Annotated in this window: 18 protein-coding genes; 13 read left to right on the top strand and 5 right to left on the bottom strand. The window is 73.1% G+C overall.

Annotation, left to right across the window (positions count from 1 at the left end):
- The first annotated feature begins 700 nt into the window (after positions 1 to 700).
- Entirely contained in the window at positions 701 to 1,306 is a 606-nt protein-coding gene (locus tag EV372_RS05485; RefSeq protein ID WP_130395110.1) for a PT domain-containing protein, read from the top strand.
- A 127-nt stretch (positions 1,307 to 1,433) separates the two neighbouring features.
- Here EV372_RS05485 and EV372_RS05480 read toward each other — a convergent pair whose 3' ends face one another.
- Complete coding sequence (locus EV372_RS05480; RefSeq protein WP_130395109.1) at positions 1,434 to 3,572, bottom strand: 5'-nucleotidase C-terminal domain-containing protein; 2,139 nt, start codon at positions 3,570 to 3,572, stop codon at positions 1,434 to 1,436.
- 285 nt (positions 3,573 to 3,857) lie between these two features.
- Here EV372_RS05480 and EV372_RS05475 point away from each other — a divergent pair, with 285 nt between their 5' ends.
- Complete coding sequence (locus EV372_RS05475; protein ID WP_013154847.1) at positions 3,858 to 4,418, top strand: hypothetical protein; 561 nt, start codon at positions 3,858 to 3,860, stop codon at positions 4,416 to 4,418.
- Between the two features lie 154 nt (positions 4,419 to 4,572).
- Here EV372_RS05475 and EV372_RS05470 read toward each other — a convergent pair whose 3' ends face one another.
- Positions 4,573 to 5,646: a serine/threonine-protein kinase gene (locus EV372_RS05470; RefSeq protein WP_130395108.1), complete on the bottom strand. Its 1,074-nt coding sequence runs from the start codon at positions 5,644 to 5,646 to the stop codon at positions 4,573 to 4,575.
- 179 nt (positions 5,647 to 5,825) lie between these two features.
- Here EV372_RS05470 and EV372_RS05465 point away from each other — a divergent pair, with 179 nt between their 5' ends.
- From EV372_RS05465 to EV372_RS05430, 8 genes are all read left to right on the top strand, one after another.
- Positions 5,826 to 6,911 (top strand): hypothetical protein, encoded by a 1,086-nt coding sequence (locus EV372_RS05465; protein WP_130395107.1) that lies wholly within the window; start codon positions 5,826 to 5,828, stop codon positions 6,909 to 6,911.
- Positions 6,912 to 7,004: 93 nt separating this feature from the next.
- The gene (locus EV372_RS05460) at positions 7,005 to 7,430 is read left to right on the top strand and encodes an MmcQ/YjbR family DNA-binding protein (protein WP_130395106.1); all 426 of its coding nucleotides are present in this window, start codon (positions 7,005 to 7,007) and stop codon (positions 7,428 to 7,430) included.
- 19 nt (positions 7,431 to 7,449) lie between these two features.
- Positions 7,450 to 9,702, top strand: a complete 2,253-nt coding sequence (gene recD2, locus EV372_RS05455) for an SF1B family DNA helicase RecD2 (RefSeq protein WP_130395105.1) — start codon at positions 7,450 to 7,452, stop codon at positions 9,700 to 9,702.
- Positions 9,703 to 9,955: 253 nt separating this feature from the next.
- Positions 9,956 to 10,390 carry a (deoxy)nucleoside triphosphate pyrophosphohydrolase gene (locus EV372_RS05450; protein ID WP_130395104.1) on the top strand — a complete coding sequence of 145 codons (435 nt, stop codon included), beginning with the start codon at positions 9,956 to 9,958 and terminating at the stop codon, positions 10,388 to 10,390.
- A gap of 278 nt (positions 10,391 to 10,668) precedes the next feature.
- Positions 10,669 to 12,561, top strand: coding sequence for a translational GTPase TypA (typA, locus tag EV372_RS05445; protein WP_019608173.1), 1,893 nt, complete (start codon positions 10,669 to 10,671; stop codon positions 12,559 to 12,561).
- Positions 12,562 to 12,652: 91 nt separating this feature from the next.
- On the top strand, positions 12,653 to 13,318 hold the full coding sequence (locus EV372_RS05440) for a DUF6758 family protein (protein WP_130395103.1): 666 nt from the start codon (positions 12,653 to 12,655) through the stop codon (positions 13,316 to 13,318).
- Positions 13,319 to 13,379: 61 nt separating this feature from the next.
- Positions 13,380 to 14,255 carry a PHP domain-containing protein gene (locus EV372_RS05435; RefSeq protein ID WP_130395102.1) on the top strand — a complete coding sequence of 292 codons (876 nt, stop codon included), beginning with the start codon at positions 13,380 to 13,382 and terminating at the stop codon, positions 14,253 to 14,255.
- Between the two features lie 110 nt (positions 14,256 to 14,365).
- Positions 14,366 to 15,385, top strand: coding sequence for an MBL fold metallo-hydrolase (locus EV372_RS05430; protein ID WP_130395101.1), 1,020 nt, complete (start codon positions 14,366 to 14,368; stop codon positions 15,383 to 15,385).
- Positions 15,386 to 15,470: 85 nt separating this feature from the next.
- Here EV372_RS05430 and EV372_RS05425 read toward each other — a convergent pair whose 3' ends face one another.
- Complete coding sequence (locus EV372_RS05425) at positions 15,471 to 16,343, bottom strand: alpha/beta fold hydrolase (RefSeq protein ID WP_130398768.1); 873 nt, start codon at positions 16,341 to 16,343, stop codon at positions 15,471 to 15,473.
- A 189-nt stretch (positions 16,344 to 16,532) separates the two neighbouring features.
- Positions 16,533 to 18,098, bottom strand: coding sequence for a DEAD/DEAH box helicase (locus tag EV372_RS05420; RefSeq protein ID WP_130395100.1), 1,566 nt, complete (start codon positions 18,096 to 18,098; stop codon positions 16,533 to 16,535).
- A 562-nt stretch (positions 18,099 to 18,660) separates the two neighbouring features.
- On the opposite strand from EV372_RS05420, the gene EV372_RS05410 reads away from it, so the two are divergent.
- The 3 genes from EV372_RS05410 (at position 18,661) to EV372_RS05400 (ending at position 20,331) form a co-directional block, all read left to right on the top strand.
- A complete protein-coding gene (locus EV372_RS05410) occupies positions 18,661 to 19,344 on the top strand; it encodes a ferritin-like fold-containing protein (protein ID WP_019608167.1) in 684 nt (227 codons plus the stop codon).
- A gap of 161 nt (positions 19,345 to 19,505) precedes the next feature.
- Complete coding sequence (locus tag EV372_RS05405; RefSeq protein ID WP_013154834.1) at positions 19,506 to 19,817, top strand: DUF6401 family natural product biosynthesis protein; 312 nt, start codon at positions 19,506 to 19,508, stop codon at positions 19,815 to 19,817.
- A gap of 271 nt (positions 19,818 to 20,088) precedes the next feature.
- Complete coding sequence (locus EV372_RS05400; RefSeq protein ID WP_013154833.1) at positions 20,089 to 20,331, top strand: hypothetical protein; 243 nt, start codon at positions 20,089 to 20,091, stop codon at positions 20,329 to 20,331.
- A gap of 105 nt (positions 20,332 to 20,436) precedes the next feature.
- Here the strand turns inward: EV372_RS05400 and EV372_RS05395 are convergent, their stop codons facing one another.
- Positions 20,437 to 21,234, bottom strand: a complete 798-nt coding sequence (locus EV372_RS05395) for a mechanosensitive ion channel family protein (protein WP_130395098.1) — start codon at positions 21,232 to 21,234, stop codon at positions 20,437 to 20,439.
- Positions 21,235 to 21,619: the final 385 nt, after the last annotated feature.

Here is a 21,619-nt window from a genome sequence, read left to right as displayed (position 1 = left end):
CTAATCACATACCGGGCAAAAGGTTCAATTCGACATCTTGGTACTTTTCTTTACACTTACATGGTGATAATGGGAAGCTTGCTTCGGGTTCCGTGTCGCCCGGATCATGCCCCCCGGTGAACAGTGTGGCGGAGAAAATGGGACGATTCATTGCAAAACGTTTGGTAAGTCGGCGTCAGGACAGCGAAGCGTGGAGCCGAGGCGTCCGCCACCAGCCCCGACAACGAGGAGAACGTACGTGAATCCCGACAGTTCGCCACCGCCCTGGAGACCGCCGGGGGCGTACACGCCCCGGGGCGGGCCGCCTCCCCACGGAGCCGGGGGCACGCAGGGCACACAGGGTCCCCAGGGCCCGCCGTCGCCTCCGGGGCAGCAGGGCCCTCAGGCGGGACAGGGCCCTCAGACAGGACAGAGTGCTCAGCCAGGCCAGAACCCTCATGCAGCGCAGGGCGCCCAAGGCCCTCAGCCCACACCGGGGACTCAGGGGCCGCACGCCTCCCAGAGCGCCCAGGGGCCTCCGCTTCCTCCGGGGTTCCAGACACATCAGGGGCCTCCTGCCCCTCAAGGTCCCCAAGGCGTTCACGGACAGGTCCCCCAAGGCCCGCAGGGGCCGCATGGACCTCAAGGCCCGCAGGGGCCCTACGGGCAGCCGCCCCAGCCGCCCCGGTCGCCTGGCCCGGGCCGCTACGGCACGGGTCTGGTGGCCGTGCTCGCCGTGATCGCGGTGCTGGCGGGTGCTTCCTTCCTCGGCGGAGGCCTCGCCTTCGGCGGCAGGGTGACCGGCCTCGTCGCCGCCAGGAGCTCCGAGCCCTCGGCGGAGCCCAGCGGCGAGCCGACCCGGGAGGCGCCGACCGGGGACCCCGCCCCCACCGCCGCCCCCGCGCCCACCGGGGAGCCCTCGCCCACCGACGGGCCCTCCGCGGAGCCGACGGACCAACCGTCCTCCGGGGCGGAGAACCTCATCAGCTCGGAGGAGCTCATCGACGAGCTGCGCCGCGACTTCGCGATCGACGCCCGCCTGGACATCACCGACGAGGTCTGCGGCTCGGACCCCGGAGCCGAGGAGACGACCCTCTTCCAGTGCACCTCGTCGATGGACACCAACCTGGTGCGGGTGGCCGCCTTCGAGAACTCCGGAATCGCGATGATCGCCGCGATGGCCATGCTGGAGAGCGAGGAGAACACCGCGGCGGACATCCAGGACGCCTGCCACTTCGTGCTGGTGTGGTTCGAGGAGAACGGCCTGGACCAGCAGGAGCGCGACGACATGGCCGAGGCCACGCGCGAGATCGTGGGCTGCCCCTGACCGGCCCGGGCCGGGGAGCCGGACCCCGTGGCGGCGGCCGGTACGGCGCCGGGGTCCGCGAAGCGCGACGGCCGGACGGCCGCCCGACTCCGCACGCGCGGTGCCGGGAGGCCGTCCGGCCCCGTTGTCAGGAGTCCGAGCCGGGGGAGTCCGCGCCCGCCGTCCCCCCGCGCCTGCGGCCCAGGTAGAGCGCGGCCCCGCCTGCCGCGACGGCGACCACGGCCGCCGCCACCAGACCGAGCAGCGCGCCGCCCGTGCGCGGCAGTGAGCCGTCGGCGTTCCCGCCGGGCTTGCCGGAGCCGTCGTCCGGGCCGTCCGTGGCGGGCGGGTCCGTCGGGTCCGGGCTCGGCCCGCCGTCCGGGTCGGTGGGCCCGTCGGTGGGTTGGCCGGTCGGCGGGTCGGTGGGCGTTCCGCCGCCGTCACCGTCGGGAACGGTGGCCTGCTCGCCCACCACGATGCGGCCGGAACCGCCCTCGGGGTAGGCGGCCTCGGTCACCCGGCCCTCCAGCGTTCCGGTGAGCAGGCCCTCCAGCGCGGCCTGGTAGGTCGCGCCCACCACGGTGAAGTCCGCCCCGCGGAACGGGTACATGTCGCCGCCCCGGGCGGAGAAGTCGTTGGTCACGACCGTGATCGGGTCGCCGTCCACGACCTCGCCGCCCTCCACGAGCACCGTTCCGTCGTGCAGGACCGCGCTGCGGACCCGCTCGCCGGGCGTGGTGACGGCGCCCTCCCCGTCCACCACCTGCGCCGTGCGCTCCGGGTCGTAGGCGAAGTTGACCCCGGCGACCTGCATGAACGCGCCGCTGGCCGCGGGAGCGGCGGCCACGCCCTGCTCCAGCAGCTCCTTGACCTGCGAGCGCGGGATGTCGGGGACCACCGCCACCTGGTTGGCGAACGGGGCGATCGAGTAGGTGTCCAGCGCGGTCAGCGGACCGGCCGGGACCACCGAGGCGTTGCGGATGCCGCCGCCGTTCTGGATGCCGATCCGAGGGGCGGGCACGCCGTACTCCCGCGCGTTGCGCACGCCGGTGTCCAGCAGCGCGTCGGCCACCAGGTTGCCCAGGTTGGTCTCCTGGGTGCGCACGCCGGGGTTCTGGACGCCGTTGAGGTCGACCTCGCTGGTGGCCACCTCCGTCTCCGCCAGGCCCGCCACGTACTCGGACACGGGCGCGGTGACCCGCGACTCCACCTCGGGGTGGGGCTCCACCGCGTCCTCTCCGACGCCGGAGACCCGGACCGGCCCGGAGCGGTCGGAGACCGACACCAGGTCACCGCCGTCGAAGTTCACGACCAGGCGGCCCACGTACTTGTAGTTCGACCCGGCGGTGACGATGGGCACCTCGACGCCCTCGGGGTTGGTGGCCAGGAGCGGGTAGGACAGCGGCTCGCCGGTCTCCGGGTGCGCCGTGACCTCGTCGCCGGGCACCAGGGCGTCGTCGGGGCCCGCCATCACCTCGTGGCCGCCGCCCGCGACGATGACGTCGACGCCGGTCAGCTCGCTGGCCACGCGCTCCTCGTAGGCGATCCCCTGGAGGTGCGAGAGGAGGATGATCTTGTCCACGCCCGCGGCGGTCAGCCGGTCGACCTCGGCCTGCACCGGGGCGACGAGGTCCTCCACCACCACGTCACGCGGGCTGGTGACGGTGTCCAGCGGCGGGTACAGCGCGCCCACGACGCCGACCTCGTGGCCGGAGGCCTCCACCACGGTGCTGGGCGCGATCCGGCCCGCGTCCGCCAGGGCGGCCAGGCGCGGCTCGGCGGACACGTCCACGTTGGCGGCGACCACCGCGGCGTCCCCCTCCAGCTGTTCGAGGAAGTCGGCGTACACGTCCGGTCCGAAGTCGAACTCGTGGTTGCCCATGGAGACCGCGTCGTAGGCCGCCTGGTCGGCGGCGAGGGCGTCGTAGAAGGGGGCGCCCTCCTCCCGGGAGGCGGCGAACTCCGGCCCCGGCAGGTACATGTCCCCCGCGTTGACCGTGACGACGCCGCGTTCGTCGGCCTCGTCCTCCCCGGCCTCGGCGCCGCCGCCCTCGGCCTCGCGCAGCCGGTCGAGCAGCGTCGTGAAGCGGGCGGCGCCGCCGAAGTCCTCCTGTCCGGAGGCGGACAGGAGCTGGGACTCGGGGTCGTTGGCGTGCAGGATCGTCAGGGTGAAGTCGGCGCCGTCCCCGGGGTTCATGGGGACGGGCGCTCCGGCCGCGGGGGCGGACGGCACCACCAGGGCGCCGGTCAGCACCAGCGCGGCCGAGGCGCGCACGAGTCTGGACATCGTTGCGGGGCTCCTTCGCGGGCGGGGGACGGGGGATCCGCCGGGGCGGACCGGGGTGGACGGACAGGCCCGGAGGGGTTCACCCTAGAGCCGCCCGGGCCGGGGGCACATGGTCCCCACGGTTACGATTTGCAGAATCTGCGGTTCCGATACCGGTTCTTGGCCTGCCCGTATCGCACTGCGTCACCGGGCGGCTCCCCTGGCCCGCCCGGAGCCGCGCCCCCCGCGCTCCGGACCCCTACCATGGACGGGACCAGCCGTCTCGACTTCCCTCGGAGGACGTCCGTGTTTTCCTCTGGCCAGGACCCGTACGACCCCAACGGGACACAGGGCGCGGGCGGCGTCCCGCCGTACGGGGCGCCCGGCTCCGGGGCCGGTTTCGACGCGCTCCACCCCGACGCCCCCCTCCCCAGGAAGGTGGCCGTCGTCCGCGCCCTGATGTTCGTGGGCGGCGCCTGCGGACTGGCCCTGTCCGGCCTCTTCCTCATGGGGCTCAGCGTCCCGGCCGACGCGATGGACGAGGCGCTGCGCCAGCAGACCGAGCTCGCCGCCCAGGAGGGGCTGGAGCTCGCCGTCAGCGCCGAGGCCATGCGCGCCATGATGGTCGTCATGGCGGCGGTCACGGGCGTGTACGGGCTGCTGTCCACGCTCCTGGCGGGCAGGATCCGGCGCCGCACGGTCGGCGTCTTCTGGGGCGTGGTGCTCTTCCAGGGCGCGGCGGGCGCGCTCCTGCTGTGGACCGTGCTGTCCGGGGACATCCTGGCGCTCGTCCCGCTGGGCTTCGCGGTCATGATGGTGGCGTACATGCTCTCCCGGGAGGGCCGCGCCCACTACGGGCTCCTCTGACAGGGGGTTGTCCACAGCCCCCTACCGGGGCCCGCGCCTTTGCGGTTTCCTGGAAGTCGGGGGGTCCCCAGGGCTCTCCCACGCCGTGCTGCCCGCCTCCTGTGACGGGTCACCCCCGACCGGCCCGGCGCACGCCTCCGGCTCCCGCGCCCCCTCAGTCCTCCCCGCGGCCGAACAGCCCGGCCCGCGGGGGCCGCGGCGGGCGCACCGCCACCTCGGTCCACCGCCGCTCCAGCAAACCCCGCACGGCCGCCGCCCCGGTGACGGCCGCGTCCCCGCCCTCCCCGGACGCGCGTACCCCGCCCTCCACGTTCTCCAGGCCCAGGGCGGCGCGCAGCAGTCCGGCGGAGTCGGGCCGCTCCTCGGGGTCCTTGGACATCGCGGCCAGCACCAGCCCCTCCAGGCCGGGCGGCAGGTACTCCAGGTCCGGCTCCTCGAACATCACGCGCCGGGCCATCTCCTTGGCCCCGGCCCGCCCGAACGGGTCGTGCCCGGCCGCCGCGAAGGCCACCGTCGCGCCCCACAGGAACACGTCCGCGCTCTGCGCGGTGGGTTGGCGCCGGTACTGCTCCGGGCTGATCCACCCCGGGGTGCCCAGCCGGTCGACCCGCTCGCTGACCCGCTCGTCGGCCAGCCCCTCCGGCGAGGGCAGCCGCAGGTCCCGGTAGGCGCGGCGCATCCGCCGCAGACGTATCCACTTGGTGGGGTCGGGGTCCTCCACCGGGTGAGCGATCCCGAAGTCCAGCAGTTTGGGCCCCCTGCCCGAGAGCACCACGTTGCTGGGCTTGAGGTCGCGGTGGACCACCCCGGCCGCGTGGACGGCACGCAGCGCCTCGGCGGTGCCCACGGCCAGGCCCAGGAGCATCCCCCCGCGCAGGCGGCCGTACCGCTCCACGTGGTGGCGCAGGGTGGGCCCCGGCACGTACTCGGTGATCATCCACGGCCGCGGCGCCTCCACGTCGGCGCGCACGAACCGTGCCACCGAGGGGCTGTTCACCCTGGCCAGGAGGCGGGCCTCGTGCGCGAAGCGCTCCCGGAAGCGCCGGTCCGCCGCCTGCTCGGCGTGGACGACCTTGACCGCCAGGTAGCCGTGCACGCCGGGGGAGTCGGCGGCGTAGACCGTGCCCATCCCCCCGGAGCCGATCCGCCCCCGCACCCGGTGCCCGCCGATCTCGCGGGGGTCGTCCGGCTCCAGGGGGTCGAGTCTGCGCACGCCTCGCGCCTTCATGGGGACTCCCTCCGCACCGGGGACACGTCTCCCTGGGGACACAGGGGACGCGATCCTATCCGGCACGGAGGCGTCGGCGCGGGCCCGCGCGGTCGAAAACCCCTACACCGCAGGAGGTTTCGGTATAAAGATGTCGTAAAGCCCACGCGTGGTCACGCGCCCGAACCGGGAAGGACGCGATGGAGCTCACCCTCTCCGGCGGGTACAACGTCATCCTCACCTCCGACATGATCCGGTCGATCCGCCTGGCCGCGCCCCCGCCCGACCGGCCGGACGTGTGGTGCCCCGACGTCCGCGAACCGGGGGAGAGCGCACCCCTCATCGCCCAGGGCCTGGCCGAACGCGACGCCCACGGGGTGCTCGTCCTCACCGAGCGCGGGATCCAGGCCCGGTCCGTGCTCATGCCCCTGGCCGGTCTGCTCGGCGGCCCCGGACGCGAGGGCAGGCCCACGCTCGACCCCTCCCTCCCCGAGGAGCGCGCCCGGAGGCTGCGCCTGGCCCTGGACGCGGTGCGCGGCAGGCGCTTCCGGCGCGGCACCGGCGGCAACGAACGGAACAGGGCGTTCGCGCGGGTGGCCTACGCGCTCTTCTGGGCCCTCGCCGTGTGCTGGATGGTCCTGGACCTGCCCTTGGGCGCCGAGATCACCCTTCTGGCGGCGTCCGCGCTCGCGGTGGCGGGCGCGGCACTGGCCCGCGCGCGCCACCAGCGCGCGGAGAGGGAGCGCGACCCCGTGCGGATCGTCCAGTCCGCCGAGGGGGAGTTCGTGTCCCCCGGAGCGCTCGACGAGGAGTCCCGCGCCCTCCTGAAGCGCGCGCAGAGGGCCGTGGACGCGGTCCTGGACTCCCCGCTGCACGAGCGGGGGCTCCTGCTGGACACCGTCCGCAACCGCGTGGTGCTGGCCGACGTGGAGTGGTCCCTCGCGCGCAGCCTCCTCCACCAGACCCGGGTCAGGGAGCGCATCGCCCGCACACCCACGCCCGGGGAGCGCAGCCGCGAGGCCGCCGCACGCGCCGCTGCCGTCCTGGCCGCCGAGACGGCCGAGGTGACGGCCCGGATCGCCGTCCTGGAGGACTACGCGGACCGCGTGCGCGCCGCCGAACTGGACGACCAGGACCGCAGGTCGGCCCGGGAACTCGACGCGATCGCCGCCGAGGCCGCCGAGGCGGGCGCCGTGCACGAGCAGAGCGCCGAGACGCTCGACTCCCTCGTGCGGGCCCAGGAGCTGGCCCTGCGGGTGGCCGCGCTGGCCGACGACCAGGACTGAACCGCTCCCGCGCGGGTTGTCCACAGGCCGAGGCCGGGGCCGCCGAACGTCGGCGGTCTCTGGCACTGTCGTAGGGGAGGAAGGGAGCTCCGCATGACCCCCGGACAGTTCATCGACGCCGCCCTGTGGTTCCCCGAGGCCGGGGAGACCGAGCCCTTCGGTCCCGGCTACCTGGTCTACAAGGTGGCCGGGCAGAAGATGTTCGCCCTGCTCATGGGGGGAGACGACGGAGACGGCCCCGCCACGGCCAACCTCAAGTGCGACCCCGAGCTGGCCCTGGAGCTGCGCGACCAGTTCCCCGCCGTCACGCCCGGGTACCACATGAACAAGAAGCACTGGAACTCCGTGCTCCTGGACGGCACGGTGCCCGAGGACGAGATCCTGGAGATGCTCAGACACTCCTACGTCCTGGTGGCGGGGAGCCTGCGCCGGGCCGACCGCGACCGCGTGCTCGCGGCGCTGGGCGACGGCGCGCCGGAGACCGGCGGACCGGCCCCGCGGGCCCCCGAGAGGGCGTGAACGAGGAGAGGACGGCCACGTGCCCGACGCGACCTTCCGACCAGCCGTCGTCCAGGGCGTCCTGGAGCGGGTCACCTACGCCAACGAGGAGAACGGCTACACCGTCGCCAAGGTCGACACGGGCCGGGGCGCGCACGACCTCCTCACCGTCGTGGGCTCCCTCATGGGCGTCCAGCCCGGCGAGGCGCTGCGCATGCGCGGCCGCTGGGGCTCCCACCCGCAGTACGGCCGCCAGTTCCACGTGGACGACTACACGACCGTCCTGCCCGCCACGGTCCAGGGCATCCGCCGCTACCTCGGCTCCGGCCTGATCAAGGGGATCGGCCCCAAGATGGCCGAGCGGATCGTCGACCACTTCGGCACCGACGCCCTGGAGGTCATCGAGGAGCACCCCGAACGGCTCATCGAGGTCCCGGGCCTGGGGCCCAAGCGCACCCGGCTCATCGCCGACGCCTGGGAGGAGCAGAAGGCCATCAAGGAGGTGATGGTCTTCCTCCAGGGGGTGGAGGTCACCACCTCCCTGGCCGTGCGCATCTACAAGAAGTACGGCGACGCCTCCATCCAGATCGTGCAGAAGGAGCCCTACCGCCTGGCCACCGACGTGTGGGGGATCGGCTTCAAGACCGCCGACACCATCGCCCGAGCGGTCGGCATCCCGCACGACAGCCCGCAGCGGGTCATGGCGGGCATCCAGTTCACCCTCTCGGAGTCCACCGGCGACGGGCACGTCTACCTGCCCGAGGAGAAGCTCATCTCGGCGGCCGTGAAGATCCTCCAGGTGGAGGCCGGACTGGTGATCGAGTGCGTGGCCGAACTCGTGGCCACCGAGGGCGTGGTGCGCGAGACCGTGCCCGGGCCCGAGGGCGAGCCGGTGCGCGCCGTCTACCTGCTGCCCATGCACCGCGCCGAGATCGGCCTCGCCTCCGGCCTGCGCGGCCTGCTCCACGCCCCGGCCGACCGCATGCCCGCGTTCGCCGGGGTGGACTGGGACGTGGCCCTGGACTGGCTGCGCTCGCGCACGCGCGCCGACCTCGCCGAGGCCCAGAGGGAGGCCGTGCGGCTGGCCCTGTCGGAGAAGGTGTGCGTGCTCACCGGCGGGCCCGGCTGCGGCAAGTCCTTCACGGTCGCCTCCATCGTCACCCTGGCCATGGCCAAGCACGCCACGATCGTCCTGGCCGCGCCCACCGGGCGCGCCGCCAAGCGCCTCACCGAGATGACCGGCATCGAGGCCCGCACGGTGCACCGGCTCCTCGAACTCCGCCCGGGCGGCGACGCCGCCTACGACCGCGACAACCCCCTCGACTGCGACCTGCTGGTGGTGGACGAGGCCTCCATGCTGGACGTGATCCTGGCCAACAAGCTGGTCAAGGCGGTCCCGCCCGGGGCGCACCTGCTGTTCGTCGGCGACGTGGACCAGCTGCCCTCCGTGGGCGCGGGCCAGGTGCTGCGCGACCTGCTGGACGGGGACTCGCCCGTGCCGAGCGTGCGCCTGACCCACGTCTTCCGCCAGGCCCAGAACTCCGGGGTGATCACCAACGCCCACCGGATCAACGGCGGCGAGCCGCCGGAGTTCCACGGCATGTCCGACTTCTTCCTCTTCCCGTGCGAGGAGACCGAGGACGCGGCCGAGATGACCGTGGACGTGGTCGCCCGCCGCATCCCGCGCCGGTTCGGCCTCGACCCGCGCCGGGACGTGCAGGTCCTCACCCCCATGAAGGGCGGCCCGGCCGGGGCGGCCAACCTCAACACGGCCCTCCAGGCCGCCGTGACGCCCTCCGGCGAGCACGTCCCCGAACGCCGGTTCGGCGGGCGCGTCTTCCGCGTCGGCGACAAGGTCACCCAGGTCCGCAACAACTACGACAAGGGCGAGAACGGGGTGTTCAACGGAACGCTCGGCGTGGTCACGGGACTCGACGAGGTCGCCCAGGAGGTCCTGGTCCGCACCGACGAGGACGAGGAGATCGCCTACGACTTCGCCGAACTCGACGAGCTCGCCCACGCCTACGCCATCACCGTGCACCGCTCCCAGGGCAGCGAGTACCCCGCGGTGGTCGTGCCGGTCACCACCAGCGCCTGGATGATGCTCCAGCGCAACCTGCTCTACACGGCCGTCACCAGGGCCAAGAAGCTGGTGGTCCTGGTCGGCTCCCGCCGCGCCCTGGCCCAGGCGGTGCGCAACGCCTCCTCCGGGCGTCGGCACACGGCCCTGGCGCACCGGCTGCGGTCGGCCGGTCGGCCGCCGGAGGAGCCCCCGCCCCCGGACGCCCCCTGACCGCACATCACGGGAAAAGGAGGTGAACGTTCGCCGACACCCCTCACGCTCCTCCGTCCGGCGACGTAGGCTCTGCCCCGACCTCCGGTTCCGGGCGCCGCGTCCCGCCCCGGCCGGACCACCAGCCACATCGGAGGCCGACGCTCCTTCCACTCCCCCCGGAGAGCGGCGGCACCCCCGGGCGCCGGCCTCTCCGCGTCGGCGCCCGGGACCCCGTCCCGAAGGTCACCGGCACTGGCTAGGCTCGGGAACCGTGGAACAGCAGACCCTGATCGTGGTGGGCGCCGTCCTCGTCCGTGAGGGCCGCGTCCTGGCCGCCCAGCGCGCCGAACCCGAGGCCCTGCGCGGCCGGTGGGAGTTCCCCGGCGGCAAGGTCGATCCGGGGGAGACCCCGGAGCAGGCCCTGGTCCGCGAGTGCCGCGAGGAACTCGGCGCCACCGTCCGACCCCTGCACCAGCTCGGCGCGGACGCGCCCTTCCCCGCGCCCGCCAGGAGGCACACGCGCCCCGCCGTGCTGCGGATCTGGCGCGCGGAACTGGTCGCGGGGGAGCCCCGGCCCCTGGAGCACCTGTCCCTGCGCTGGCTCGCCGCCGACGAACTGCGCGGACCGGACTGGCTGCCCGCCGACGTGCCCTTCCTCGACCTCGTCGAACCCCTGCTCACCCCGGGCGCCGTCCCCCGCTCCTGACCCCCGCCGGCGAACGGGCGCCGCCCGGCGCCACCGCCGCGCATCCAGCAGGGGCGACCGGCCTCCACCGGGTTCGTCTCCACCGGGCCCGCCCGCGCGGGGCCTGCCTGCACCGCGCCCGCCTGCGCGGGGCCCGCCTCCATCGGGCCCGTCCGCGCGGGGCCGTGACAACGGCGGCGGCCTGCACGTTTCCCCAGCAGTCCACCATGACCGCATAAACTGGCGGTGGGCCGTGGCACTCCGCGGTTCTTCCCAGTACCAGGAGATCGAGCTTTCCCATGTCCAGCGCTACGCCCGTCGAGGGCTCCGCACGCCGCAGCGACCTCCGCAACGTCGCGATCGTGGCCCATGTGGACCACGGCAAGACGACCCTCGTTGACGCCATGCTCTGGCAGTCCGGTGTGTTCCGGGAGAACCAGGACGTCGACGACCGGGTGATGGACTCCAACGACCTGGAGCGCGAGAAGGGCATCACCATTCTCGCCAAGAACACGGCCGTCCACTACACCACGCCCGAGGGCGAGGACGTGGTCATCAACATCATCGACACCCCCGGCCACGCCGACTTCGGCGGCGAGGTCGAGCGCGGCCTGTCGATGGTCGACGGCGTGGTCCTGCTCGTGGACGCCAGCGAGGGCCCCCTCCCGCAGACCCGCTTCGTGCTGCGCAAGGCCCTCCAGGCCAAGCTCCCCGTCATCCTCGTGATCAACAAGGTCGACCGGCCCGACAGCCGGATCGCCGAGGTCGTGGACGACACCTACGAGCTGTTCATGGACCTGGACGCCGACGAGTCGCAGATCGAGTTCCCGATCGTCTACGCCTGCGCCCGCGACGGCAAGGCCTCCCTGGAGCGCCCCGCCAACGGCACGGTGCCCGACAACGACAACCTCGTGCCGCTGTTCAGCACCATCCTGGACACCATCCCGGCCCCCGAGTACATCCCCGAGGCCCCGCTCCAGGCGCACGTGACCAACCTGGACGCCTCCCCGTTCCTGGGCCGCCTGGCGCTGTGCCGCATCCAGCAGGGCGAGCTGCGCAAGGGCCAGCAGGTCGCGTGGATCCGCACCGACGGCAGCACCCAGCAGGTCAAGATCACCGAGCTGCTCATGACCGAGGGCCTGGAGCGCAAGCCCGCCGAGAAGGCCGGGCCCGGCGACATCGTCGCCATCGCCGGTATCGAGGACATCATGATCGGCGAGACCCTCGCCGACCTGGAGAACCCGGTCCCGCTTCCGCTCATCCAGGTGGACGAGCCCGCCATCTCCATGACCATCGGCACCAACACCTCGCCGCTGGTCGGCAAGGTCAAGGGAGCCAAGGTCACCGCTCGCCTGGTCAAGGACCGCCTCGACAAGGAGCTCGTCGGCAACGTCTCCCTGCGGGTCCTGCCCACCGAGCGCCCCGACGCCTGGGAGGTGCAGGGCCGCGGCGAGCTGGCGCTGGCCATCCTGGTCGAGCAGATGCGCCGCGAGGGCTACGAGCTGACCGTCGGCAAGCCGCAGGTGGTCACCCGGGTCGTGGACGGCAAGGTGCACGAGCCCGTCGAGCGCCTCACCGTGGACGCCCCCGAGGAGTACATGGGCGCCATCACGCAGCTGCTCAGCATTCGCAAGGGCCGCATGGAGAACATGGTCAACCACGGCACCGGCTGGGTGCGCATGGACTGGCTGGTGCCCTCCCGCGGCCTCATCGGCTTCCGCACCGAGTTCCTCACCGAGACCCGCGGCACCGGTATCGCCCACCACGTCTTCGAGAAGTTCGAGCCGTGGTTCGGCGAGCTGCGCACCCGCCCCAACGGGTCCCTGGTGGCCGACCGCGCCGGCGCGGCCGTCGCGTTCGCGATGTTCAACCTCCAGGAGCGGGGCACGCTCTTCGTCGAGCCGGGCACCGAGGTCTACGAGGGCATGATCGTGGGCGAGAACTCGCGCGCCGACGACATGGACGTCAACATCACCAAGGAGAAGAAGCTCACCAACATGCGCTCGGCCACCGGCGACGAGCTGGTGCGCCTGGTGCCGCCGCGCAAGCTGTCCCTGGAGCAGGCCCTGGAGTTCTGCCGCGAGGACGAGTGCGTGGAGGTCACCCCTGAGCACGTGCGCATCCGCAAGGTCGTCCTGGACCAGAAGGAGCGCGGCCGCATGACGGCCAACAAGAAGCGCCAGCAGCAGTAGGACCGCTGCCACCGCCCGTGGGCGGGCCGCTCCGGCGGCCCGCCCACGACGCGTTTTCCGGCCGGTCCCCTCGGGTAGACCCCTGAGCAGCATGAAGTCCGAGCCCACGTGTCCCCGTTGCGGGCGCGCGGTCCAGCCTCCGGGGCTGTGGACCAGCGCCTGGCAGTGTGACGCCCACGGGCCGGTGGCGCCCCTCCAGGAGGTGCGCGCCCCCGGGGCGGCCGCGCTGGAGGCACTCCTGCCCCAGGCGCACGTCCCGGTCTGGATCCCCTGGCCGCTGCCCGCCAACTGGGTGGTCACCGGCTTCGCCGAGGCCGGTGACGACCGCAGCGGCGCCCTCGCCACGGCCGTGGCCCTCTCCGGGCCCGACCTGGTCGGCGGTGTCGGCGAGGTGGTCATCGTCGCCGAGGACCCGGGGATCGGGCTCGGCGCCCGCCTCGCCGGGCTGGAGGGCCCCGACCCCGGCGACGGCTTCGACGCCTCCGCCGCCGACGCCAAGGTGCGCTTCGACGGCCACGAGATCGCCCTGTGGAGCCTGGACGTGGGCCCCGACCGCGCCGTCTACACCGGCGAGGCGCTCGCCCAGTGGCTGTGGCTGGTCTTCGCCTCCGCCGACACCGGCGTGCTCATGTGCGAGATCGGTTCCCTGCGGGACCTGCGCGACATCCGTGACGGCGGACTCTCCCTGGAACCGCCCTTCGGCGCGCCCAGCCCCTTCCTCACCCAGGCCCTGGCGCCCCGGCGGGACGCGGACTGAACCGGCGAGGGGCCTCGCCCCGGCCGAGCGCGCCGGACCGCGCCCTACGTACAATCGCCCGGTGACACGTATCGACCTGCACGCCCACAGCTCGGTCTCCGACGGAACCGACACACCCGCCGAAGTCGTCGAGCACGCGGTCGCCGCGGGTCTCGACGTGCTCGCCCTCACCGACCACGACACGGTCGGCGGCATCGGGGAGGCGGCCCAGCACCTGCCCCCCGGATTCACCCTGGTCCCCGGGATGGAGCTCTCCTGCGCCCACGCGGGGTCCAGCGTCCACCTGGTGTGCTACCTGTTCGACCCCGACGACCCCGCGCTCGACGGTGAACTGCGCCGGGTCCGCTCCGACCGTGCCTCCCGTGCCGAGGAGATGGTCCGCAAGCTCCACGAGAACGGGGTCGACGTCACCTGGGAGCGGGTGCTGGAGATCGCGGGCGCCGGCCGCGACGAGTACGCCGACGCCAACACGATCGGCCGCCCGCACCTGGCCCGCGCGATCGTGGAGGCGGGCGCGGCCAAGGACGTGCAGGACGCCTTCGACCGCTGGATCGGCTCCGGCGGCCCGGCCTACGTCTCGCGGTACGCGATCGACCCGGTCCGCGCGGTGGAGCTGGTCCGGGCGGCGGGCGGGGTCTGCTCGCTGGCGCACCCGGGACGGGCGGAGGGCGCCCTCAACGGCGCGGTCCCCCTCGAACTCGTGGAGCGCATGGCCGGGGCGGGCCTGGGGGCGATCGAGGCCGACCACCCCTCGCACAACCGGCACCAGGCCCGCCACTGGCGGGGCGTGGCCGAGGAGCTGGGCGTGCTGGTCACCGGGTCCAGCGACGACCACGGAAGCCTGACCGGCCGCCGCCTGGGGTGCAGGACCACCGACCCGGAGGCGTTCGAACGGCTGGTGGCGCCCGCGACGGGGGTCCCCCTTCTGCGCGGGTGAACCGCGTGTCGTCGTACCGGCGTCCGGTACGGTACCGACCACTGTGCGGGAGCGCGACAATGGTCGCAGCGCAACCACCCATACCCGGACGAAGTCGAGAGGTCTGAGCCGTGTTCTGGAATCGGAAGTCGAAGAAGCAGGAGGGCCAGGAGGCCACCGATTCCGCTGCGGAGGCCGCGGCGGAGCGCGAGGAGACCACCGCCGCCAGCGGGGACGCGGCCGCGGAGGACGGGGCCAAGGACCCGGCCGGGACCGCCGAGGCCGCCGCGGAGGCCGCTGACGACGGCGCCGCGGAGCCCGCGGCCGACGCCGGGGAGCTCGCCGAGGCGGAGAAGGACGAGGACGCCGGGGGCTCCGCCGCCGACGAGAAGGTGGAGGCCGGGGAGACGGACGGGTCCGAGGACTCCGACGCGGACGAGGAGTCCGACAAGGACGAGGAGGACGAGGCGCCGGTGAAGGCCGACGTCTTCGCCGACGAGGGCGAGGAAGCCGGGGTGACCGGTCCCGACGAGGACGGCATCACGCGCGTGCGCACCGCCGGGACCTTCGAGTTCGACGGCGAGGAGTACCCGGTCGTCAGCAACACCTGGATCATCGACGCCGACGACGAGGGCGTCGTCGTCATCGACCCCGGCCACGACGCCGAGGCGATCCTGGCGGCCGTCGGTGAGCGCGAGGTCTACCTGGTGGCCTGCACCAACGCCTACAGCCCCCACATCGAGTCGGCCATCAAGGTCGCCGAGGAGTCCGAGGCCCCCATCGCGCTGCACCCCCGTGAGATGCGCGCCTGGCGCCGCCACCACGGCGCCGAGCACCGCCCCGAGATCGAGGTGGAGGGCCAGGGCGCCCTCGACATCGGCAAGCTGCACATCGACGTCCTGGCCCTGCCCGGCACCTCCCCCGGCACCGTCGGCTACTACGTCAGCGAGCGCGGTGTCGTCTTCGGCGGCGACACCCTGCGCAAGGGCGAGCCCGGCATGGTCGGCAACACCTACATCGACTACACCACGCAGCTCGCCTCCATCGGCGAGGCGCTGCTGTCCCTGCCCCCGGACACGCGCATCCTGCCCGACCGCGGCCCCGCCACCACCGCGGCGGCCGAGGGCAAGAACTTCGACTCCTGGGTCTGAGCACGGACCTTCCGGGGCCCCGCCCCCGCACGGCCGCCGCCCCGTCGCCCGGACGGGGCGGCGGCCGTCGCCGCGCGGGACGGGGTCAGCGGCGGCCCACCGACTCCGCCTCGTTCCAGAACGCGGTCAGCGCGCTCGCGACGGTCTCGGGCGCCTCCACGTTGGGGGAGTGACCGGCGCCGGGCACCACGAGGCGCTTGGCGCCCAGCCGCTCGGCCATCCGGTCCTGCTCCTCCAGCGGCCAGGCGTCGTCGTTCTCGCCGTACAGGACCAGCTTGGGGGCCTCCACCCCGGCCACCTCGTCCACGCGGTCCGGCGCGGACACCAGCTCCTCGGCCATGTGCATCAGGCCCACGGCGCTGCTCCTGAGCAGCCGCTCGCGCAGGAAGTCGCGGATCTCGGACCGGGGGCTGCGGGCCCGCGCCACGGAGTCGAACTGCTCCTCCCACAGCTCGCGGAGCCGCTCGGCGGTGGGGTTGATGGACACGGCGGCGACGAGGGCGCTCGCGGTGTTCGCGCCCGGGCCGCTCAGGGCGCCGGGGCCCGAGCACAGGAGGGTGAGCGAGGCCAGCGGAGCCATCTCCACCAGCGCGGCCTCGCGGGAGACCAGCCCGCCGAAGGAGTGGCCCAGCAGGTGGACGGGGCCGCCGTCGCCGATCTGGTCCATGACCTCGGCGACCACCGCGCCCAGGGAGGGCAGGCCGTAGTCCGGTCTGCGCACGCCCGGGGGAGGGGAGAGGGATTCGGGGCCCGGTGACTCGTAGGTGCCGGGCAGGTCGATCGCGACCACCTCCCGCCCGGCCTGGGCCAGGCTCTGGAGGAGGGCGATGAAGTCCTCCTTGCTGCCGGTGAAACCGTGCACCAGGACAGCGGGGGCCAGTTCGGGGCCGCCGGAGGTGGGCAGCGCCCGCAGGGCGGCCACCGGACCGTACGACAGGTTCAGATCGGCGCGTCGCACGCCCGGTGGCAGGTCGATGAACTGAGGTGTACTCACGTCGGGTCACCCTAGACGATCGCCGGCCCGGGCAGAGATAACCCGGGCCGTGGCCGACGGCCGGGACCGGCGCGTACGTCGGTCCCAGGGCCCCGCGAACGGGTCGCGGGGCGCACGGCCGCGGCGCCCGCCACGTGCGGGCGCCGGAAGGGGTCAGGTGTTCTCGGGGTCCCTGCGGACCGCGCCGCGGGTGCGGCGGCGGCGCCGTACCCTGCGCGCGCCCTCGTCGGAGGGGGCCGCGCCCTCGCGCGGCGCCTCCTGGACCGCGGGTGCGCTCTCGGCCCTGCCGCCCGAGGCGGTCTCGGACCCGGCCGTGCCCTGGCCGCCGCGGGTGCGCCGACGCGAACGGTTGCGGCCGCGACCGCGCCCGCCCTCGTCACGGTCGCTCTCACCGCGTCCGCTCTCACCGCGTCCGCCCCCCGAGCGCGCGCCCTCGACGCGGCCCCGGCCCCGCCGGCCGCCGCGCTCGCCGCGCGCCACGCCGGTGTCGCCGATGTCCTCGATCTCCTCGGCCTCCAGGCCCGCGTGATCGTCGCGCCGGTCCTCGGCCAGCTTGCCCTTGGTCCCGGCCGGGATCCGCAGCGCCTCGAAGAAGTGCGGCGAATTGGAGTAGGTCTCCTCCGGCTCGTGGAAGGGCAGGCCGAGGGCGCCGTTGATCAGCTTCCAGCGCGGCATCTCCTGCCAGTCCACGAAGGTGACGGCGGTGCCGCTGCGCCCGGCCCGGCCGGTGCGGCCGATGCGGTGCGTGTAGGTCTTCTCGTCCTCGGGGGTCTCGTAGTTGACCACGTGCGTGACGTCGTCCACGTCCAGTCCCCGGGCGGCCACGTCGGTGGCGACCAGGATGTTGATCTTGCCGTTGCGGAAGGCCCGCAGGGCCCGCTCGCGCTGGCTCTGTCCCAGGTCGCCGTGGACGGCCGCGACGGCGAACCCGCGCGCCTCCAGGTCGCCCGCCACCCGGTCGCAGGCCCGCTTGGTCTGGCAGAACACCATGCTCTGGCCGTGGTCGCTGGCCTGGAGCAGGCGGGCGAGCATCTCGATCTTGTCCATCTGGTGGGTGCGGAACGCGTGCTGCGTGATCTGCCCCGTGATGGCCGACCCGTCGATCTCGTCGTCGTCGCTCGCGCGCACGTGCGTGGGACGGTGCAGGTACTTGCGCGACAGGGAGACGATCTCGCTCGGCATGGTGGCCGAGAAGAGCATGGTCTGGCGCTCGTCCGGGGTCTTGGTGAGGATGCGCTCGATGTCGGGCAGGAAGCCCAGGTCGAGCATCTTGTCGGCCTCGTCCAGCACCACCGCGAACACCCCGTCCAGGCGCAGGTGCTTCTGCTTCTCCAGGTCCAGCAGGCGGCCCGGGGTGCCGACGACGACGTCGGTGCCCTCCTTGAGCCCGTTGACCTGCGGCTCGTAGGAACGGCCGCCGTAGACGGTCAGGATGCGGGTCCCGCTGCGCTTGCTGGCGGTGGTCAGGTCCGCGGCGACCTGGATGGCCAGCTCGCGGGTGGGGACCACGACCAGGGCGCGCGGCCTCTTGGACGTTCCGGGGTCCTTCTGCGCCCGCTGGAGCAGGGGCAGGCCGAAGGCCAGGGTCTTACCGGTGCCGGTACGGGCCTGGCCGATGATGTCGCTGCCGCCCAGCGCGATCGGCAGGGCGAGTTCCTGGATGAGGAAGGGCTCGACGATCCCCTCGGCCTCCAGGGCGTCCGCGAACTCGGTGTTCACACCGAGGTCGCGGAAGGTCGTCTTGGGTTTGGTGGTCTCTGCTGTGCTGCTCAGGGCTCAAGCCTCCATCTTGGCGGGCCGCAACGTTGGCGTGGCCGCGGCGGGATGCGGTCGCGGACGGCTCCTGGCCGCCGCGGGGGGCGCGGCTCACCGGTCGTTCCTGTGGCGGAACGGTGCGGTGGCGCTGCCGTGAGGACCCGTGCGGCGCAGGGGTTGTCCGGCCGCGGATCGGGACCCTCCCCGCTCGGGACGGGGTGCATCCGTGGTTCTTCGTTGTTCCTCGCGCGGTCCGGGCCACCGTCGGTGGGGTCCGCGCCTGTGCGGGCGCCGCCTCCGCGGCGCCGGTACGTGGGAGATCCCGCGTGTGTGAGGGAGATGTCCGCGTCGGGCGCACACACCGGTCATCACGCAGAGTCTAGCTGGTGACTCGCCAGGTGGACATACCAGTTCACCGGGCTGTGGACGGCTTGGACCGTACCCGCTCCCGGCGTGTACAACCGTGCCTTCGGTCCGTTTAGTCCCCGGTTCGGCGCCCGGGCGGCCTGGCGATACCCTGACGGGCATGACCCACGGCCCCTCCGCCGAGCCCGGCGTGATCGACCTGCTCGGCCTGCTCGCCTACGCGGAGCTCGGCTCCTTCTTCCGCCTCGCCGACGACGCGGGCCTGGCCCCGTCGCTGCGCTCCAAGGGTCAGCTGGCCGCCCTCGCCGCCACCGAGCAGGCGCACTACCAGTCGCTGCGCGACCGGCTGGAGGAGCTGGGCGTCGTGCCCGAGGAGGCCATGGAGCCCTTCGTGGAGCCGCTGGACGCCTGGCACGACAGGACCGAGCCGCAGAGCTGGCTGGAGAGCCTGGTCAAGACCTACGTCGGCGAGGGCATCGCGGGGGACTTCTACCGCAAGGTCGCCGAACTGGCCGACGAGGACACGCGCACCCTGGTCGAGGGCGTGCTGGCCGAGACCGACCGGGCCGAGTTCGTCTCCGCGACGGTGCGCGCGGCCGTGGAGGAGGACCCCAAGCTGGTCGGGCGCCTGTCCCTGTGGGCTCGCCGCCTGGTCGGCGAGGCGCTCAGCCAGGCGCAGGCGGTGGCGGTCTCGCGCCCCCGGCTCGCCGCGCTCCTGGCGGGGGACGGCGGACACGCCGCGGACGGCACGGGGCTCGGCGACCTCGCCGCGGTCAGCCGGATGTTCGCCTCGCTCACCGACCGCCACTCCGACCGCCTCAAGGCCATGGGGCTGACCGCCTGACCCGCCGTCGCGGCGGCCCGATTCCTTGCCCGTCCTTGACCGGAACCTGTGCGACCTTGGTCAAGCGCGGGTAATATCCAACACTTTCGTGACGATTCGTTGGGCACTGGCCGTAAAATCAGTGAAGTTTCCGTCTCCTGACCACGCGAGTAGGTACTTCCATGCCCAGTGGGACCTCCGTGCGCCATCCGCTGGCCGGACTCACCCGTGACTTCCACCGGATCGGCCCCCTCGGCGCCCCGATCGAGCCCTGGATGTGCGCTGAGCTGGACCAGCACGCCGCACAGGTGTGCGAAGGCATCACCTCCTCCGGCGGCGTGCTCAACGCCCGCACCCTGGGCACCTACCTGCACGGGTTCCTCGACGGCTGCCTCGAACGGGGCTGGGACTCCGAGGCGGTCGAGTACGACTGGGAGACACTGCGCATCCTCGCGATCTGCCGACTGGCCAAGGAGCGCGGTTTCGTCCGCTAGGTTTGGTGGCGTCCGCAGAACGGTGTGGTCCACAACCCGAGCTCCTCGTGGCCCCCGCCCCTGCCCGTTCTCCGGTGGAAACCCGTCATCGGGCGTACGCTGAAAAGTACCGGTGACTCCACAGCGGCCGACGACGGCCCGGCGCACCGCGGCGGAACCAGGGCCCTGCGGAATGCAACCTGGGACTGACGGTGTTATGTCGGTCCGGAAAACGGACCACAGGCGCCGTAACTGGCGGAGCGGCCCGCAGAGCCGCGAGAAAGGAAGGCGAATGAGGAGCGGTCGGCATGGGGCGGCGCGCCCACCGGTCGGCGTCCTGATCCAACAGGACCGCGTCGACTTCGCGCTTTTCGCACTGATCTTCGTCGTCGCGCTGGTGTCGATGGTCTTCACCGGGCCCGGGAACGCCGCTTTCTGGCTGGCCTTCCTCCCGATCATCGCCTCCGTCGTACTGACCTTCCGGCGGATCGAGCACCTCTCCCGCCTGGAACTGCGCGACTCCGAATTCCTCTAGGAGGCGCCTCGCGGGCCGTTCGCACCGGCCCGCCGAGCGATCCTGACGGCACACGGCGAGGGCGGGGCCGCACGGCCCCGCCCTCGTCGCGTGTGCGCGCCCCGGCTACGGAGCGGGCGGCTCGCCGCCCGTGCCGCGCCGCGCGCTCTGGGAGGTCGCGCCCTCGCGCGGCTCCGTGCGCTCGGCGGCCGCGGGACGGCCCAGGGCCGCCTCGCGACCGGCCCGGTAGCTGCCCTCCTCGCTCATGCGGTTGGTCTCGCGCTCGGCCACGTCCAGCCAGCGGGACCAGCGCGAGCGCATCGGCTCGATCATGCCGCCGCCCACGCCGACGACGAGGATGCCGCCGATCGTGGCCAGGACCGCGATCAGCACCGGCACGGTGACGGTCACCGCCACGCCCATCTGGTTCAGCGCCGCGATGACGCCGAGGGCCAGGATGAACACGCCCGCGGCGTTGGCCAGGAAGCGGCCGTAGGAGAGGCCGCCCAGCGCGCCGGAGACGATGTCGCGGACCGCCTTGGCGATCATCGCGGCCACCACCACGATCACCAGCGCGACGATGCCGCGCGGGATCCAGGCGATGACGTCGTTGAGCAGCGTGCTGATCGGGTTCGGTCCGAAGACGCTGAACGCGAGCGTGAACACGAACAGCAGCCCGACGTAGTAGATGATCTTTCCGCACAGCTCGCTGGCGCTCCACCGGCTGCGCTCGAAGTACTCGCCCACACCCCCGCGGTGCAGGGCGCGGTCCAGTCCGACGCCGTGCAGACCCTTGGCGACCGCCTTGCCCACCAGCCAGGCGATGATCCATCCCAGGACCAGGATCACCAGGAAGCCGATCAGCAGAGGCACGAAACTCGCCACCGCCTGCCAGGCCGTCGACAGGCCCTGACCCATGTCCATAACGTCTTCACCCCCAAATCGCTTGCTCCGCCGGGGCTTCGAAGCGAAGGACCGGGCGGATACGGCGAAGAGAAGTGCGTTACTTCTCATTCCGGCGATACCCGGCGGGCGGCAATTGAATCGCTTGTCCCACGCAAGCGGAGGTGATTACCTTTTTTTGGGACATTCCTTGCGCGGCGGTGGGAAGAAATCCCTTTTCCGTGTGCCGGGGCGCTTTTCCGGGGGCACAGGGAAGGGCGAGGGCCCCCGTGCGCGCACGGGTGCCCTCGCCCTTCGGGCGGCGGGTGCGGCCGCGCCCCTAGCCCCAATGCCGTTTAGTTAAGCGAGACGCTGGTACGTCAAACCACCTGAAAACAGGACGGAGCTCCTGCTAGAACCGTGTCGA

The organism is Nocardiopsis sp. CNZ308 (assembly GCF_004217075.1).
The sequence above is the reverse complement of the archived record's forward strand: the minus strand, read 5'-3'. Positions and strand labels throughout refer to the sequence as shown.